General features: G+C 57.6%; 14 protein-coding genes and 2 tRNA genes. 8 read left to right on the forward strand and 8 right to left on the reverse strand.

Features of this window, described 5'->3' with window-relative positions:
- Nucleotides 1-11: 11 nt before the first annotated feature.
- Nucleotides 12-1,622 (reverse strand): FAD-NAD(P)-binding protein, encoded by a 1,611-nt coding sequence (locus ES815_RS19125; protein WP_142489215.1) that lies wholly within the window; start codon nucleotides 1,620-1,622, stop codon nucleotides 12-14.
- Between the two features lie 297 nt (nucleotides 1,623-1,919).
- Here ES815_RS19125 and ES815_RS19130 point away from each other — a divergent pair, with 297 nt between their 5' ends.
- Genes ES815_RS19130 through ES815_RS19145 form a run of 4 tightly spaced genes read left to right on the forward strand, consistent with a single transcriptional unit; the run spans nucleotide 1,920 to nucleotide 6,636 of the window.
- Entirely contained in the window at nucleotides 1,920-4,319 is a 2,400-nt protein-coding gene (locus ES815_RS19130) for a DMSO/selenate family reductase complex A subunit (RefSeq protein ID WP_142489216.1), read from the forward strand.
- The gene (locus ES815_RS19135) at nucleotides 4,303-4,935 is read left to right on the forward strand and encodes a DMSO/selenate family reductase complex B subunit (RefSeq protein WP_142489217.1); all 633 of its coding nucleotides are present in this window, start codon (nucleotides 4,303-4,305) and stop codon (nucleotides 4,933-4,935) included. The genes ES815_RS19130 and ES815_RS19135 overlap by 17 nt, the downstream gene beginning before the upstream one ends.
- A complete protein-coding gene (locus ES815_RS19140) occupies nucleotides 4,928-5,761 on the forward strand; it encodes a dimethyl sulfoxide reductase anchor subunit family protein (RefSeq protein ID WP_142489218.1) in 834 nt (277 codons plus the stop codon). Before ES815_RS19135 ends, ES815_RS19140 begins: the two co-directional genes overlap by 8 nt.
- Nucleotides 5,761-6,636, forward strand: a complete 876-nt coding sequence (locus ES815_RS19145; RefSeq protein WP_142489219.1) for a 4Fe-4S binding protein — start codon at nucleotides 5,761-5,763, stop codon at nucleotides 6,634-6,636. Before ES815_RS19140 ends, ES815_RS19145 begins: the two co-directional genes overlap by 1 nt.
- A 65-nt stretch (nucleotides 6,637-6,701) precedes the next feature.
- Here ES815_RS19145 and ES815_RS19150 read toward each other — a convergent pair.
- From ES815_RS19150 to mdtK, 3 genes are all read right to left on the reverse strand, one after another.
- Nucleotides 6,702-6,778, reverse strand: a tRNA-Val gene (locus ES815_RS19150).
- A gap of 11 nt (nucleotides 6,779-6,789) precedes the next feature.
- Nucleotides 6,790-6,866: transfer RNA gene (locus ES815_RS19155), tRNA-Val, on the reverse strand.
- 151 nt (nucleotides 6,867-7,017) lie between these two features.
- Nucleotides 7,018-8,391 (reverse strand): MdtK family multidrug efflux MATE transporter, encoded by a 1,374-nt coding sequence (gene mdtK, locus ES815_RS19160; protein WP_142489220.1) that lies wholly within the window; start codon nucleotides 8,389-8,391, stop codon nucleotides 7,018-7,020.
- Nucleotides 8,392-8,614: 223 nt separating this feature from the next.
- Here mdtK and ES815_RS19165 point away from each other — a divergent pair, with 223 nt between their 5' ends.
- Entirely contained in the window at nucleotides 8,615-9,259 is a 645-nt protein-coding gene (locus ES815_RS19165; RefSeq protein WP_142489221.1) for a riboflavin synthase subunit alpha, read from the forward strand.
- A gap of 34 nt (nucleotides 9,260-9,293) precedes the next feature.
- On the opposite strand, the gene cfa is transcribed toward ES815_RS19165, so the two are convergent.
- Together cfa and punC are read right to left on the reverse strand one after the other, a co-directional pair.
- Nucleotides 9,294-10,442: a cyclopropane fatty acyl phospholipid synthase gene (gene cfa / locus ES815_RS19170; protein ID WP_142489222.1), complete on the reverse strand. Its 1,149-nt coding sequence runs from the start codon at nucleotides 10,440-10,442 to the stop codon at nucleotides 9,294-9,296.
- Between the two features lie 280 nt (nucleotides 10,443-10,722).
- Nucleotides 10,723-11,919 carry a purine nucleoside transporter PunC gene (gene punC / locus ES815_RS19175; RefSeq protein ID WP_142489223.1) on the reverse strand — a complete coding sequence of 399 codons (1,197 nt, stop codon included), beginning with the start codon at nucleotides 11,917-11,919 and terminating at the stop codon, nucleotides 10,723-10,725.
- A gap of 115 nt (nucleotides 11,920-12,034) precedes the next feature.
- Here punC and punR point away from each other — a divergent pair, with 115 nt between their 5' ends.
- Complete coding sequence (gene punR, locus ES815_RS19180; RefSeq protein ID WP_142489224.1) at nucleotides 12,035-12,967, forward strand: DNA-binding transcriptional activator PunR; 933 nt, start codon at nucleotides 12,035-12,037, stop codon at nucleotides 12,965-12,967.
- Here the strand turns inward: punR and purR are convergent.
- A complete protein-coding gene (purR, locus tag ES815_RS19185; RefSeq protein ID WP_142489225.1) occupies nucleotides 12,964-13,989 on the reverse strand; it encodes an HTH-type transcriptional repressor PurR in 1,026 nt (341 codons plus the stop codon). The genes punR and purR overlap by 4 nt on opposite strands.
- Before the next feature lie 295 nt (nucleotides 13,990-14,284).
- Here purR and ES815_RS19190 point away from each other — a divergent pair, with 295 nt between their 5' ends.
- Together ES815_RS19190 and ES815_RS19195 are read left to right on the forward strand one after the other, a co-directional pair.
- Nucleotides 14,285-14,374, forward strand: coding sequence for a YnhF family membrane protein (locus ES815_RS19190; RefSeq protein ID WP_106993692.1), 90 nt, complete (start codon nucleotides 14,285-14,287; stop codon nucleotides 14,372-14,374).
- Between the two features lie 164 nt (nucleotides 14,375-14,538).
- Nucleotides 14,539-15,705 (forward strand): MFS transporter, encoded by a 1,167-nt coding sequence (locus ES815_RS19195; RefSeq protein ID WP_142489226.1) that lies wholly within the window; start codon nucleotides 14,539-14,541, stop codon nucleotides 15,703-15,705.
- 35 nt (nucleotides 15,706-15,740) lie between these two features.
- Here the strand turns inward: ES815_RS19195 and sodB are convergent, their stop codons facing one another.
- Nucleotides 15,741-16,322 carry a superoxide dismutase [Fe] gene (gene sodB / locus ES815_RS19200; RefSeq protein ID WP_142489227.1) on the reverse strand — a complete coding sequence of 194 codons (582 nt, stop codon included), beginning with the start codon at nucleotides 16,320-16,322 and terminating at the stop codon, nucleotides 15,741-15,743.
- Nucleotides 16,323-16,388 lie beyond the last annotated feature (66 nt).

Raw genomic sequence — 16,388 nt, forward strand, 5'->3', positions numbered from 1 at the left:
CGAAACTGCGTTTACTCTGTCGTAAACGGCAGCCGACGACGCACGCGCGAGGCGGGCTGCACCGCGGCTTTTGCCATCGCCTCGCCGATTTCGGCGCACACCACCAGCCCCTGCACGAAGGGGCGATCGTGCATCAGGTACGGCAGGGCACCGAAAGCGATTTTTCCGCGCAGGTAGTCGGGGGCCAGAAGGGTGTAATCGTCCCCAACGTCGGGGATATCCTCCCCGGCGGATTCCAGCTGGTGGCGCAGGACCGGAAACGGCAGATCTTTCGTTTTGAGCGGTTGCTGCCCGCGCGCATCGATAAACACATCGAAATACCAGGCTTCATCCCGGGCATGGATCACCGTCCGGTCCTCTTTTAACGCCATTTCATAATCGTCACCCAGGGTCAGAATGCTGATAACGCCCGCCTCGCGCAGGGCCAGCAGTCTGCGGATAGACTGGGACGGAATTGCCGCATAGTTATCGATGAAAATACGCGCCAGGCCGACCTTAAAGCGCTCTTTGTCCTGTTTTGTCAGGTGGGGCACAATCTTCTCAACGGCCTCGTGTAGCCGCAGGATGGTGTAGCGCCAGGGCACCGTGCGTTTGTCGCGCTTGTTGCGTTCCACTTCATCGAGGTTAGATACCGCCCAGCGGAACGGGCCATGTCTTTCCCTGTCGGCAAACCAGGCGTCGCGTATGCTGTCGGCCGTCAGGGTCTCTAACGCCACCGCGTCGCTCCACTGCGGGTCGGCGTGCTGCAGCTCGGCAACGATAAGATCAAAAATGCGGTCGAGTAAGCCCTCAGAGCCCTGTTCAATTGCGGCGTCTATTGCCGGTTCCGTGGCGAGGGTGAGCGGCTCGTAGGGGATGGGGCAGTAAAAGTCGGCTTCCGGCAGGATGCCCGAGCGGGACATTAGCACGATCTTCAGCGCTTCGCTGCCCTCGTCCAGCCGGAACTGGATCTGTTCATTATCGGCTTCAATGAATTTGCCATGCTGAACGGCGACAGCCATCGCCGCGTCCAGCCCGCTCAGCGAGGTGCCCATAATGCCCACGTTGCAGGCGCGAATTTTTGCCTCCATCAGCCCGGACCAGGGGCTGGGGAAAAAGGAGCGGGAGGCATTATCTTCATCAGGCCAGACGTGACCGGTGGCGATAACGACCAGATCGAACAGCTTCGGCGCAGATTCCTCTTCAGTCAAAATATTGACCCCGTCAGGGGTTGCCTCCACGTCGGTGACCTGGCAGGACTCGCGCACCTCGATGTCAAAACCCGCTTTTTTGGCCCGATCGACCAGCTGCACAAATTGATCGCGGAAATACTCCCCCAGTAGAATGCGCGGCAGAAACTGCCGGACGTGCAGGGTTGATTGCTCCACGCCGTAGCGCGCCAGATGCGCATCGTCCAGACTACGCAGCCAGTCAATGTAGGTTGAAACCAGAGGGGGGATTTCGATACTGGCGATGTTAGCCAGCATCATTTTAGAGTTCTCTTCGTCGCTGTAGGGCATGCCGACGCCGGCTTTTTCGGCCTGCTCGAAGACCGTGATGCAAAGCGGCGTCCGATGGTTAAGTAGCGAAAAAAACGTATAAATGCCGGTCGGCCCTGCGCCGATAATTGCGATCCTTTTCATCAATGCTGACCCTTTTTTTGCCTGCCTGTAACGTCGTCTCAGGCACGCGCGTTATTAATCCATGAAAAATAAGTGTGGATGAAAACGCAAAATGAGCAAATCAGCAGTCCGGGGATACCCCTAAATCATTAGTTTTGTGAATGCGTGTTAAATATAGCATTCACATACTAAATTGTTTTACCTGAATAAATCAAAAATAACGCGCCTGGCACAGGGCACATTTTCTCAATTGATTCATATCAATTACCTCCCAGGGGTTATAGGGAAGAATGCACCTCTTTTTTGAGAGGGTACAACATGTCAGAACGCAAAGAAAAAAGGGAGGCGCTTTTTCCCGAAATCACGCGCAGAGGCCTACTCAAGGCGGGCTCAGCCCTGGTGACGCTGCCCTTTGTCATGTCCGGTAAAGCAATGGCCGCGAAAACCGCTGCCGGTACGGCGCAGGCGTCCGCGGAGAGCGCAGAACGCGTCGTCCAGACCTGCAGCACCTTCGACTGTGGCGGTAAATGCGATATTCGCGCCCACGTCGCGGACGGCGTGGTGACACAGATCACCACTCGCCCGGATAGCGCGCTCGATCCGCAGATGCCGGTGATGCGCGCCTGCGTGCGCGGCCGGAGCTATCGCAAGTTTGTCTATCACCCGGATCGTCTGAAATATCCGATGAAGCGCGTCGGCAAACGGGGGGAGGGGAAGTTTGAACGCATTTCCTGGGAAGAAGCCACCACGCTTATCGCCGACAACCTGCAACGCATCACCGCCAAATATGGCCCGGCGTGCCGCTTTGTGCACAACAATACCGCCACCAGCGGGGGCACCTTCTCCGGCGATAAAATGATGCGTCGTCTGCTCAATCTCACCGGGGGCTATCTGGAGTATTACCACTCGGTGAGCATGGGCAACACCGCCGCCGCGACGCCCTATACCTACGGCACGGCCGCCAGCGGTAACTCGCTGGATACCCTGGCCGACACGAAGCTGGTGATCCTCTGGGGACACAACCCGAACGAAACCATCTTCGGCCACACCAACCACTATTTTCAGCAGATGAAACAGAACGGTACCCGCTTTATCGTCGTCGATCCGCGTTATTCCGATACCGTGGCGTCGCTGGCCGATGAGTGGATCCCGCTGCTGCCCGCCACCGACAACGCCCTGATGGACGCCATGATGTACGTCATCGTCAGCGAAAACCTGCACGATAAAGCCTTTATCGAACGCTATACCCAGGGCTTCGACGAGGCCTCCATGCCGGAAGGCGTGCCCGCCAACGAGTCGCTGGTGGCTTACCTGATGGGGGATAAAGACGGTCAGGTCAAAACCCCGGAGTGGGCGGAAAAGATCACCCGTGTTCCGGCACAAACGATTCGCCAGCTGGCGCGGGATTACGCTAACACCAAACCGGCGGCGTTGATTCAGGGCTGGGGGCCTCAACGACACAACTGTGGCGAGCGTACCGCCCGCGGTTCGACGCTGCTGGCGACTCTTACCGGCAATGTCGGCATCAAAGGCGGCTGGGCGGCGGGATACGGCGGCTGCGGCAACCGTAAATTCGCGGCGGGCCCGGAGATGCCAGACAACCCGGTCAAAGAGAGCATCTCGATCATGAACTGGGTGCAGGCCGCCGATGATGCCAGCAAAGTGACGGCGGAAGCGGGGCTCAAAGGGGCGGATAAACTCAACAGCAATATCCGTATCCTCTTCTCGCTGGCGGGTAACTATCTGGCGAACCAGAACCCGGATCTGCATCAGGCGGTGAAGGTGCTGGAGGATGAGTCGAAAATTGAGTTTATCGTCGCCAGCGACCTCTACATGACCCCGAGCGCCCGCTATGCGGATCTGCTGTTGCCGGAAACCAGCTTTATGGAGCGCTGGAACATCGGGGAAACCTGGGGGACGGCAAGCTACCTGATCCTGTCGGAAAAGCTGATCGAGCCGGAGTTTGAACGCCGCTCTGACTATGACTGGCAGCGTGAAGTGGCCGCTAAGCTGGCGATTGAGCCGCAGTTCAGCGAAGGCCGCACCGAGCAGGAGTGGATTGAACATATCTGGGAGCAGACCCGCCTCTCCATGCCGGATGAGCAGTTGCCGACGTTCGCCGAGCTGCGGGAAAAACGTCAGCACCTCTTCAAAAGCAAGCCGTATGTGGCCTTTGAAGACAACATCCGCGATCCGCAGAATCACCCCTTCCCGACGCCGTCCGGGAAAATTGAGATCTTCTCGAAGCGTCTGTACGACATGAACAACCCGGAAATCCCGGCGCTGTCGCATTACGTTCCGGCACACGAAGGCCCGGAAGATGCGCTCGCGAAGCAGTTCCCGCTCCAGCTGATCACCTGGAAAGGAAAGAACCGCGCCAACTCCACGCAGTATGCCAACCCCTGGCTGCAGGAAGTGCAGGTCCAGAAACTGTGGATCAACCCGATGGATGCCCAGCAGCGGGGGATCCGCCAGGGGGACAGCGTGCGCATTCACAACCAGCGCGGTGTCTGCCAGGTGCCGGCGGAGGTGACCCAGCGCATTATACCTGGGGTGGTCGCCATGCAGGCCGGGGCCTGGTGGCAGCCGGATGCCGAAGGCGTCGATCACGGCGGGTGTGCCAACGTTCTGAGCTCCGCACGTATTACTCCGCTTGCGAAAGGCAATTCTCATCAAACCATGCTTGTGGAGGTCGCAAAGTATGAGCCAGCAGTATAAGGAATACCCACCGGTCAGCGATAAGCAGCTTGGCTTTTTCATTGACTCATCACGTTGCTCCGGGTGCAAAGCCTGCCAGGTGGCCTGTAAAGACAAGCATAACCTCGAGGTGGGGCGACGTTTCCGTCGCGTCTATGAGGTGAAGGGCGGCGGCTTTATCCCGACCGGACAGGGGGGCTATGCCAATAACGTCTATGCCTTCACCCTGTCGATCTCCTGCAACCACTGCGCGGATCCGATTTGCACCAAAAACTGCCCGACCACGGCGATGCATAAGCGCCCGGGGGATGGCATTGTCCGCGTCGATACCAACAAATGCGTCGGCTGCGGCTACTGCGCCTGGTCGTGCCCTTACGGCGCGCCGCAGATGAATGAGGAGGCCGGGCAGATGTCAAAATGCGATTTCTGCGTGGATTTGCAGGCCAAAGGCGAACAGCCGATCTGCGTCGCCACCTGCCCGTTGGGGGCGATCCAGTTCGGGCCGATCGAGGAGTTGCGCGCGAAGTATGGCAATCTCTGCGACGTGCAGGGCCTGCCGGCGTCGTCCATTACTCAGCCCAATCTGGTGATTAAACCGCATCAGGGTGCAGAAAAAGAGGAACAGCCGCATGCATGAGTTACCGCTTCTGATTTTTACCCTGCTGGTACAAGGCTCGGTTGGCATGACCCTCTTCCTGACGCTATCTGCCCGGGCGGGATCGCGCGTGCCGGAGGTCAAACCCCAGCTGCTGCCGGGCATGCTGATAGCCTGTATTGCCAGCGGCCTGGGGCTGATGGTTTCCACCCTGCACCTCGGCTATCCGCTCAACGCGTTTAATGCCCTGCGCCACGTCGCCAGCTCATGGCTGAGCCGTGAGATCGTCTTTGCCAGCCTCTATCTGGCTGCACTTGGGCTTTGCACGCTGGTGATGCTGGTCAGAAAGCAGCTGAACCCGCTGTTACTGCCCTTGGCCGCCGTGCTGGGGCTTATTGACGTCTGGTGCATGAGTGCGATCTATGCTCATACCTCCGTCATTACCTGGAGCCATTTCAACACCTGGCTGATGTTTTACGGTGCCGTTGGCGTGCTGGGCGCGGTGGCGCTGGCATGGCTGCCGATGCTCAAAGCACGCTCCGTGGCCCGGGAGCGACAGTCAGTGATGCGCTTCGCGGCGGCGATGGTGGTGGCGATTGTCGCCATACGTCTGCTGGCACAGCCGGACTATATGGCTCATCTGGCAAGTGCCAGCCTGAGCGGCGTTATCACCCTGCCGCACCAGCCGATGGAGATCTTCACCCGGCTAAGCGGTCTGCGGCTGCTGAGCTGGACTTTATCCGCGGTCGGGGCGCTGCTGTTTGCGGTAAGCGCATGGCGTCAGGGCAAGTTCGGGTTGATGGTCGGTAGCCTGCTGCTGGTGCTGTCTGAAGTGTTGTTCCGCTTTATGTTCTTCTGCATTAACTGATGGCGCGCTTTCGCCTGACGCAGATCCCCGCGCCGCCCGGCGTGGGGGAGTCCTGCTTGCGCAAACAGCTTCCCCGCCACGACTGTCAGGCGTGTATGGTGGCGTGCCCGGTGCAGGCCATTACCGCCCCTGCCACCACGCCGGTGATTAACGAGGCTGAATGCCTGCAATGCGGCCGCTGCCTGTTCGTCTGTCCGGCGGATGCGCTGCAAAACATTCGGCCTGAAACCCGCCACTTTACGGCATCGACGCTGGTTGCGCCTTTTTCCACGCTGGAGCCGTCCGTAGAGGAATTGCTGATGTGGCATCAGCAGCACGGGATCCGGGCGGTGGAAATGGAGATGGATGCGTTTCCCGGCTGGGTGCGCGCCGTCGCAGCCCTGAATATCCGGCTTCGGGAACTGAATGCCCCTGTCTGGCAGATCGTTGCGCCGCAGCGAAAAGCGATCAACACCGGGAGGCGACACTTTATTAAGGTTCGCGAAGTGGACGTCCAGTCATCCACCGTGAGCGTCGGGGTTCGGGCCCGTCGTCAGACTTTCTCAGCACTCAGCGAATATCAGCTGTCGTTAGATCGGGCGCAATGCACGGTCTGTGGGGCCTGCGCCAGGGTCTGTATGGAGAAGGCGCTGAGCCGGGGCGAGGGGGCGCTGACGTTCTCGTCGTCATCCTGTACCGGCTGCAACAGCTGCGCCGTGGTCTGCCCCGTGGACGCGATTCGCATCCACAGACAGGTGGGTGAAAACAGGGTGTTGCACTTTCCGTGGATTCAAAAAACCTGCCGATGCTGTCAGCGGGCTTTTTATACCTTTGATCCGGAAACAGAACGCTGTGCGGTGTGTCAGCGGCATAAGTACGGAATGCGGGAAGCATAAAAAACGTGTGACAACAGGGTGATTTATAAGAGAGATAAAAAAGAATAACTGAGGACTAACTGAAATGGTGCGTCCGAGTGGACTCGAACCACCGACCCCCACCATGTCAAGGTGGTGCTCTAACCAACTGAGCTACGGACGCACTGTAGAGAATGGTGCGTTCAATTGGACTCGAACCAACGACCCCCACCATGTCAAGGTGGTGCTCTAACCAACTGAGCTATGAACGCATTGTTGTGTGTGACAACGGGGACGAATATTAGCGGCAGCGCGGGCATCAGGCAAGAGGAAAACTGCAAATTTCTTCACGAATTCACGCGATTGCTGTATTCCCGCGCAAAATGCGGAGAAAGTAGCCGCCCGCGGGCGGCTACTGCGCAATTAGCGTGCAGCGCGTTGCAAAATCACGCTGGATGGCTGGCGCTGCAGGAAGCGCATGCGCAGCATCATCATGATTGCGGCAGAGGTTAAGCCGATAATAAAGCCCATCCAGAAGCCGGCAGGCCCCATCCGATCCACCACCAGGTCGGTGAGGGCCAGAATATAACCGCTCGGCAGCCCCAGCACCCAGTAGGCGATAAAAGTGATAAAGAAGATCGAGCGGGTATCTTTATAGCCACGCAACACGCCGCTGCCGATCACCTGAATGGAGTCGGAGATCTGATATATCGCCGCCAGCAGCATCAGCTGGGAGGCAAGGATCACCACTTCCGGATTATCGTTATAGAGCAGGGCGATCTGCTCCCGCAGCGTGACGGTGAACAGTGCGGTGCACACCGCCATGCACACCCCGACGCCAATCCCGGTGCGGGCGGCGGTTTGCGCATCCAGGGTTGAGCCCTGGCCGAGGCGATACCCGACGCGAATGGTCACGGAGGCGGCCAGCGACAGCGGCAGTACGAACATCAGGGAGCTGAAGTTAAGGGCGATCTGGTGACCGGCCACGTCGACAATCCCCAGCGGGGAGACCAGCAGCGCCACTACCGCAAACAGCGTCACTTCGAAGAACAGCGCCAGAGCGATAGGCAGACCCAGCTGTACCAGACGTTTCACTACCGCCATGTCCGGCTTGCTGAAACCGGCTTCGTAGCGAATATCGCGCATGGAACGGGCGCGCTTAACATAAGACAGCATGCCGAAGAACATCACCCAGTACACCGCTGCCGTTGCCACGCCGCAGCCGACGCCGCCCAGCTCAGGCATGCCGAAATGACCGTAAATAAAGACGTAGTTCACCGGAATATTCACCAGCAGCCCGATGAATCCCATCACCATGCCCGGTTTGGTCTTCGCCAGACCTTCGCACTGGTTACGCGCTACCTGGAAGAATAAATAACCCGGCGTCCCCCAGAGCAGGGCGCGTAAATACCCAACGGCTTTATCCGCCAGGGCCGGATCAATATTGCGCATGGCGTGAATAATATAGCCCGCGTTCCACAGGACGATCATGATCAGCACCGAGACAAAACCGGCCAGCCAGAACCCCTGGCGGATCTGATGGGCAATACGCTCCCGGCGCCCGGAGCCGTTCAGCTGGGCAATAGTAGGGGTTAACGCCAGCAGCAGGCCGTGTCCAAATAAAATCGCCGGCAGCCAGATAGAGGTGCCGATGGCGACCGCGGCCATGTCGGTGGCGCTGTAGCCACCCGCCATCACGGTATCAACGAATCCCATCGAGGTTTGGGCAATTTGCGCCAGTATTACCGGGATCGCCAGAGCTAATAACTGACGCGCTTCAATCAAGTACTTCTGCACGTGAACACCTTTGATATTGTTGTTATTTGAAAGAGAAAAAGCCGCTGCGAAAAAACAGCAAGAAGAAGATGCGGGGAATTCCAGCTATTGTAGCGGGGATAGGCTAATTATCTAGTGAAAAAATCGCCAGAAAATGTGGGGTACTGGCAACCTCTATTTTCAACTGTTATTGTGGTGCGATAAAACGGTGTCATCACCGAAGGAACAAACAGGAGTCGTAAGCATGTTTACTGGTATTGTGCAGGGCACCGCGAAACTGGTGTCCATTGATGAAAAACCCAACTTCCGAACCCATGTTGTCGCCCTGCCGGATGAGATGCTCGATGGGCTGGAGACCGGGGCATCGGTTGCGCACAACGGTTGTTGTCTGACGGTCACCGAAATTAACGGTAACCTGATCAGTTTCGATTTAATGAAGGAAACGCTGCGTATCACCAACCTGGGCGACCTGGCCGAGGGTGATATTGTTAACGTGGAACGCGCGGCAAAATTCAGCGACGAAATCGGCGGGCATTTAATGTCGGGCCATATTATGACCACGGCTGAAATTTCTAAAATCCTGACCTCAGAAAATAACCGCCAGATCTGGTTTAAAGTTCAGGATCCGTCGTTAATGAAATACATCCTCTATAAAGGATTTATTGGCGTGGACGGCATCAGCCTGACGGTGGGTGAAGTGACGCCAACCCGTTTCTGCGTTCACCTGATCCCGGAGACGCTGCAGCGCACGACACTCGGCAATAAAAAGCTGGGCCATCGGGTCAATATTGAAATCGATCCGCAAACCCAGGCGGTGGTCGATACCGTAGAGCGCGTGCTGGCAGCCAAAGAGGCAGCAGCCATCCAACAGACGCTTAACGACGCGTGATAATAAAACACCCCGGCATGCCGGGGTGTTTTATTTAGCGCGCCACCCGCAGGCCGTGCTCCACGCCGCGGCTGAACACCACCTGCCACAGATGAATATCGCGGGCGCGAAACGCTCCGGCACAGGCATTCAGGTAATAGCTGAACATCCGTTTAAATCGTTCGGAATAGTTGTCTGCGATCTCCGGCCAGGCGGCGAGAAAACGTTCATGCCATGCCATCAGGGTGGTATCGTAATCAGCGCCGAAATTATGCCAGTCTTCCATTACAAAATGGGGTTCGCTGGCATTCGCAATCTGGCGAACTGAAGGTAAACAGCCATTCGGAAAGATGTATTTATCGATCCACGGATCGACGCGATGGTCGGTTTTTTGTGAACCTATGGTGTGCAGCAGAAACAGACCGTCCGGCTTGAGGTTACGATCAACCACCTCAAAATAGGTGCGGTAGTTCTTCGGCCCGACATGTTCGAACATCCCCACGGAGACGATGCGATCGAACTGGTCGCGCAGATCGCGATAATCCTGCAACAGGATGGTGACATCAAGCCCCTCGCAGCGCGCCTGAGCCATTTTTTGCTGTTCAGCAGAGATGGTCACACCCACCACGCTGACGCCATAGTGATGCGCCATAAAATGCGCCAGCCCGCCCCAGCCACAGCCAATGTCGAGCACCCGCATGCCGGGTTTCAGCTGCAGTTTTTCGCAGATAAGACGTAATTTATCCTGCTGGGCCTGTTCGAGGGTGGTCGCCTCTTTCCAGTAACCGCAGGAGTATTGCATGGTGGGGTCGAGCATGCGGCTGAACAGGTCATTGCCGAGATCGTAATGCTCTTTACCAACGATCCAGGCGCGCTTTTTACTCTGCAGGTTGAACAGGCGGGCGGTGGCTATCCGCAGCGTATCCTTCAGGTGGCTGGGCAGCTGTGTTTCCAGGCCCGCCCGCAGGACGTTATTGAAAAAGATATCCAGCCGCTCACACTCCCACCAGCCGTCCATATAGCTCTCGCCAAGACCCAGCGAGCCCTGCTTCAGGACGCGTTTAAAAAAATCGGGGTGTTTAATTTGTAGATCGGAGGATGCCGGGCCGTTGATGGTGATACCCGCGCGGCTCAGCAATTCATTGACTATCCGGAACCAGTCATCATTCCGGATGCTGACTTCTTCTATACACGATGAACTCATAGCTTCTCCATCACCTGATGTGATCAGAATCCATAAATAGCGTAGACGCTCTTTATGGAGAGTGAGAAATTTCACGGCGTGACCCGTGAGGCTAATATCCGACGTAGAACAGAGGAAGGGAGAGGACCCTTGCCGAAAGGCCATCCATGGTAAAACGGGAGCACTCCGGCTCCCGTTAACACTTAATATTTTTAGTATTTATCAGAACGCTTCAGTCAGTATAGGACTGATAGGGTAGTGATTCAACAGGATATTGTTAGCATGCTAATCAACTCGCCCGTTATGCCTGTGAAGACCCGGCCTGCAGCCTGTCATCCTGCTGTTCTGCGCGCATGTACTGCATCCGATAGCCAAGCGCCGCCAGTACAACGGTCGCCACCATCACGCTGGTGGTGGTAAGCAGCGGGGTGGCAATCAGCCACGACACCATCAGGCTCGCCAGGAAGCAAAGGCCCAGCTGAAGGGTGTTCTGCAGTGCGGCAGCGCTGCCGGTCGCCTGCGGGAAGGGACGCAGGGCCTGCGCCACCACAATCGGGTAGATCGCGCCGTTTGCCACCGCCATCAGGCAGAAGGGGATCAGCAGCTCAACCAGGCCCACGCCCGGGATAAACCCAACCGCCCAGGTGGCGATCACGCTGAGGGCAAACAGGCCCAGCAGCCACGGCAGCATCTGGTGACCCTGCCATTTCTGCAGCGCGGCACGGCAGCCATAGCCACCAATCAGGAAGGCGATGGTCTGCGGCACGTAGCTCAGGCCGATCGCCGCCGGGCTGTAACCCATATCGCTGAGAATAAACGGCGACCCGGTCAGCCAGGCGAAGAAGCTCGCGGAGCAGGCGGCGTAAATCAGCACATTGCCGCGGTAGGTGCGCGAACGTAACAGCGATAAAAAGGTGACGCGTTGTTTAGGTTGTTCATTTTTCACTGCCGCTGGCTTCAGGCTGAAAGCCGGGATCATCAGCACCAGGGTGATAACAAACAGCACTGCAAAAATCGCCTGCCAGCTGAAGTGGGCGAGGATCCAGCTGCCGAGCAGCGGCGCCAGCGCCGGAGAGAGTCCGACCAGCGGCATGATGGTGGCAAAAATACGGTTAGTGCGCGAAGCCGGGTAGTAATCGGTTACCAGCGCCTGCCAGGTGACCGCTGCGGCACAAACCCCCACCGCCTGGATAAAGCGCAGCACCAGCAGCCAGGTGGCATCCCGGACCCACAGCATACCGAGGCAGCCGAGGGCGAAAATGGCTAACCCTGCCAGCAGTACCGGCTTACGGCCGAAGCGGTCGGACATCGGTCCCCACAGCAGCTGGGCAAAGGCAAAGCCCGCCAGGAACAGGCTCAGGCTGGCGCTGATGGCCGCCGCCGGGGTTTGCAGATCCTCCTGCATGATCGAGAAGGCAGGCAGATACATATCGGTGGCGAGGAAGCCCAGCACGCTTAAGCCGCCGAGCCAGACTAAAAATCCTTTCCCGGGTGTCATTGTTCTATTCTCCGTTTGGGCGCAGGTTTGGGTAGCCGCTGAGTGTAGGGAGTGCAAACCCGCTTGTGAAACGCTAATATTTGGCGGTTGCATTCAAAAATTTTGCAGGCAGAAAATGTGGTCAGAATATTCTCTTGAAGTGGTGGATGCCGTCGCGCGTAACGGCAGCTTCAGCGGAGCCGCGCAGGAGTTGCATCGCGTTCCGTCCGCCATCAGCTACACCGTGCGTCAACTGGAAGAATGGCTGGCGGTGCCGCTGTTTGAGCGGCGTCACCGAGACGTGGAGCTTACCCCTGCCGGGATGTGGTTTCTGAAAGAGGGGCGGTCTGTTATCAAAAAAATGCAGATCACCCGCGAACAGTGCCAGCAGATTGCCAACGGCTGGCGCGGACATATCTCCATTGCGGTGGACAATATCGTCCGCCCCGAGCGTACCCGTCAGATGATTGTCGATTTTTACCGCCACTTTTCGGACGTCGAGCTGCGGGTGTCCCAGGAGGTCTTTAACGGCGTCTGGGACGCGCTGGCGGACGGCAGGGTGGAAATGGCGATCGGCGCCACCCAGGCGATCCCGGTCGGGGGGCGCTATGCGTTTCGCGATATGGGTACGCTGAGCTGGATCTGCGTGGTCGCCAGCCATCATCCGCTGGCCGCCATGGAAGGGCCGCTCAGCGATGATACCCTGCGCAGCTGGCCCTCGCTGGTGCGCGAAGACACCTCCCGCTCGCTGCCGAAACGCATCACCTGGCTGCTGGATAACCAGCGGCGGATCGTCACCCCGGACTGGGAATCGTCAGCCACCTGCCTCTCGGCCGGGCTGTGCGTGGGGATGGTGCCGGTGCATTTTGCCCGTCCGTGGATCGACAGCGGCAAATGGGTGGCGCTGTCGCTGGAAAATCCCTTCCCGGATGCGGCGTGCTGCCTGACCTGGCAACAAAACGATATGTCACCGGCCCTGGCCTGGCTGCTGGATTATCTGGGAGACAGTGAAACGATGAACCGGGAGTGGCTGCGGGAGCCAGAGGTACTGACTCCCGGAGAGGATTAACGGCGGTAGTCGCGGAACGGTCCGTCCGCGACGGAACGGCGTTCAATCAGGCGCGGATGCACCTCAATGGACTGGGACTCTTCACGCTTGTTGACGATGCGGTCCAGCAGCATGTTGAAGGCGGTCTCACCCAGCGAATCTTTCGGCTGGTGAATGGTGGTCAGCGCCGGGGTAAAGAAGCGGGCGTTGCGCACGTTATCATACCCGATCAGCGAAACGTCCTGCGGGACGCGCAGGCCCATCTCATCGGCGGCACAGAGTGCACCCATTGCCATAATATCCCCGCCGCAGAAGATGGCGGTCGGACGCGGGCTCTGGGAGAGGATCTGCTGCATGGCGCGGTAGCCGGACTCCGGCTCAAAGTCGCCCTGCACGATCCAGTTTTCCGGCACCGTGATTAACGCCTCTTCCATCGCTTTCATAAAGCCCGCCAGACGCCCGGCCCCGGTGTTGCGCTCCAGCGCTCCGGGGATCACGCCGATTTCACGGTGGCCGCGTTCAATCAGATAACGACCGGCCATGTAGCCGCCTTCGAAGGCGTTATCGATTACCGAGTCGGTAAAGTCGGCCTTCGCTTCGCCCCAGTCCATCACCACCATTGGAATATTGCGGTACTCTTCCAGCATGGTGAGCAGGGATTCCGGGTATTCGGAACACATCACCAGCAGACCGTCGACGCGCTTCTGCGCCATCATCGACAGATAGGCCCGCTGTTTTTCGAGGCTGTTCCAGGCGTTGCCGAGGATCAGGGTGTAGCCTTTCTGGAAGCAGTTCTTCTCCACTGCTTCAATAATTTCTGCGAAATAGGGCGCTTCGCTGCTGGTCGCCAGTAGGCCGATCGATTTGGTGTGATTCACCTTCAGACTGCGGGCCACGGCGCTGGGAGAGTAGTGCAGCTCTTTAATGGCCGCCCAGACGTTGTTGCGGGTCTCTTCCGCAACAAAGCGGGTTTTGTTAATAACATGTGATACGGTTGTAGTGGAAACGTTTGCGCGTTTCGCCACGTCTTTAATTGTTGCCATCAGATGTCACTCCAGACCATATCTAAGCTCCTGAAAAACCAATAGGTAAACGTTTGCCTTCACTCGCCCTAATTGCGCAATTTGAATTGCGGTACGCCGGGAAAACGACACAGGACGTCAGGAGGGGGTCAATGGCCGGTACGCTAATAAATTTAGCGTGGAATTTTGTCTTATCTTGGCCAAAAGGGGAAGAGCAAAAACCGATATCAATCTAAATCCAGCAAGATTTTTACCCTGAACTGTGTAAAAATGAGCAGGCTCACTCTTAATAGGGTGATTAAAAGGAGAAAAATTGATGAGTACCGATCTTAAGTTTTCGCTGATTACTACCATTATTGTTCTGAGTCTGATTGTTGCCAGCGGTCTGACGGCGGCACTGCACTGATTGATGCGGGAGAGGTCAGCTCTCCCTCGTTCCTTCCGCTGATTGTTACGCGCCCTGCAAAAATCTTTTGCCAAATTGTTAACTTCTCATTTTTTGTGATTGGTGTCATGCTTTCGCCTTCATTGTTCTGTGTCGCCTGACGACACGGTGTCTGGAGTTGAAGTATGAGAATCAATTTTCCGCTGCTGGCCCTGGCCATTGGTGCCTTTGGTATCGGCACAACCGAATTTTCCCCGATGGGCCTGCTACCGGTTATTGCCCGGGGGGTAGATGTCTCTATTCCCGCTGCGGGCATGCTGATCAGCGCCTACGCCATCGGCGTGATGGTGGGTGCGCCGCTGATGACCCTGTTGCTGTCCCATCGCGGGCGTCGCAATGCGCTGATCTTCCTGATGGCGATCTTTACCGTCGGTAACGTCCTGTCGGCGCTCTCGCCGGATTACACCACCCTGATGCTGTCGCGTATTCTGACCAGCCTGAACCACGGCGCCTTCTTTGGCCTCGGGTCGGTAGTCGCCGCCAGCGTGGTGCCGAAGCATAAGCAGGCCAGCGCTGTCGCCACCATGTTTATGGGCCTCACCATCGCCAATATCGGTGGGGTGCCGGCCGCAACCTGGATGGGCGAAGCGATTGGCTGGCGGATGTCCTTCCTGGCGACCGCGCTGCTGGGCGTGGTTTCGATGATTGCGTTGTTCTTCTCCCTGCCGGCTGGCGGGGCGGGCGAAAAACCGGAGGTGCGCAAAGAGCTGGCGGTGCTGCTGCGTCCGCAGGTGCTGTCTGCCTTGCTGACTACCGTCCTCGGAGCCGGGGCGATGTTCACCCTCTATACCTACATTGCCCCGGTGCTGCATGACATCAACCAGGCGACTCCGGCCTTTATCACCGCCATGCTGGTGCTGATTGGCGTCGGTTTTTCCATTGGCAACTACCTGGGCGGCAAGCTGGCGGACAAATCCGTGAGCGGCACCCTGAAAGGCTTTTTACTCCTGCTGATCGTCATCATGCTGGCTATTCCGTGGCTGGCGCGTAATGAAGTGGGCGCAGCCGTGGCGATGGTGGTGTGGGGCATGGCGACCTTTGCGGTGGTACCGCCTTTGCAGATGCGCGTCATGCGCGTGGCCAGCGATGCGCCGGGGTTATCGTCGTCGGTGAATATCGGTGCCTTTAACCTCGGGAATGCGCTGGGGGCGGCGGCCGGTGGGGCGGTCATTTCCAGCGGGATGGGCTACAGCTTTGTTCCGGTGATGGGAGCCATTATTGCAGGCCTGGGGCTTATTCTGGTCTTTGCCTCGGAACGAAAACAACCCGAGCCGGTTTGCGCTACCGAATAAAAATAACGCCGAAGGAGTTCCCTTCGGCGTTTTTATTATGCCGCGAAGTTCTTCGCCACAAATTCCCAGTTTACCAGCGCCCAGAAATGCTCGAGGTAATTCGGGCGCGCATTACGGTAATCGATGTAATACGCATGTTCCCAGACGTCGACGGTCAGCAGCGGAATAGCGCGGGTGGTTAACGGCGTTCCCGCATTAGACGTAGAGACGATCGCCAGTGTGCCGTCGGCCTCTTTTACCAGCCAGGTCCAGCCTGCGCCAAAGTTCTTCACCGCCGCATCGGTAAACTTCGCTTTAAATTCCGCAAAGCTGCCGAACGCAGCAGTAATGGCTGCCGCCAGTTCACCCGTCGGTTCGCCGCCGGCATTGGGCGCCAGGCAATGCCAGTAGAAGGTATGGTTCCACACCTGAGCGGCGTTGTTAAACACGCCGCCTTCTGACGTGCGTACGATCTCTTCCAGGGTTTTCCCTTCAAAGGCGGTACCGCCGATCAGGTTGTTCAGGTTGGTGACATAGGTCTGGTGGTGTTTGCCGTAGTGGTACTCCAGGGTCTCCGCAGAGATGTGCGGGGCCAGGGCGTCTTTTGCATACGGTAATGCAGGTAATTCAAACGACATTGCTTCTCTCCTTATTATAGTGATCCATTCAATAGCCCTACTGAATGAAGGGATAGAGTAGCAAAT

This window comes from Leclercia adecarboxylata (assembly GCF_006874705.1).
Lineage (GTDB): Bacteria > Pseudomonadota > Gammaproteobacteria > Enterobacterales > Enterobacteriaceae > Enterobacter > Enterobacter adecarboxylatus_C.

Bases quoted from the DNA above. Each gene is read 5' to 3' on its own strand.
- ES815_RS19125 (WP_142489215.1), bottom strand. From the start codon at position 1,622: ATGAAAAGGATCGCAATTATCGGCGCAGGGCCGACCGGCATTTATACG.
- ES815_RS19130 (WP_142489216.1), top strand. From the start codon at position 1,920: ATGTCAGAACGCAAAGAAAAAAGGGAGGCGCTTTTTCCCGAAATCACG.
- ES815_RS19135 (WP_142489217.1), top strand. From the start codon at position 4,303: ATGAGCCAGCAGTATAAGGAATACCCACCGGTCAGCGATAAGCAGCTT.
- ES815_RS19140 (WP_142489218.1), top strand. From the start codon at position 4,928: ATGCATGAGTTACCGCTTCTGATTTTTACCCTGCTGGTACAAGGCTCG.
- ES815_RS19145 (WP_142489219.1), top strand. From the start codon at position 5,761: ATGGCGCGCTTTCGCCTGACGCAGATCCCCGCGCCGCCCGGCGTGGGG.
- ES815_RS19165 (WP_142489221.1), top strand. From the start codon at position 8,615: ATGTTTACTGGTATTGTGCAGGGCACCGCGAAACTGGTGTCCATTGAT.
- cfa (WP_142489222.1), bottom strand. From the start codon at position 10,442: ATGAGTTCATCGTGTATAGAAGAAGTCAGCATCCGGAATGATGACTGG.
- punC (WP_142489223.1), bottom strand. From the start codon at position 11,919: ATGACACCCGGGAAAGGATTTTTAGTCTGGCTCGGCGGCTTAAGCGTG.
- punR (WP_142489224.1), top strand. From the start codon at position 12,035: ATGTGGTCAGAATATTCTCTTGAAGTGGTGGATGCCGTCGCGCGTAAC.
- purR (WP_142489225.1), bottom strand. From the start codon at position 13,989: ATGGCAACAATTAAAGACGTGGCGAAACGCGCAAACGTTTCCACTACA.
- ES815_RS19190 (WP_106993692.1), top strand. From the start codon at position 14,285: ATGAGTACCGATCTTAAGTTTTCGCTGATTACTACCATTATTGTTCTG.
- ES815_RS19195 (WP_142489226.1), top strand. From the start codon at position 14,539: ATGAGAATCAATTTTCCGCTGCTGGCCCTGGCCATTGGTGCCTTTGGT.
- sodB (WP_142489227.1), bottom strand. From the start codon at position 16,322: ATGTCGTTTGAATTACCTGCATTACCGTATGCAAAAGACGCCCTGGCC.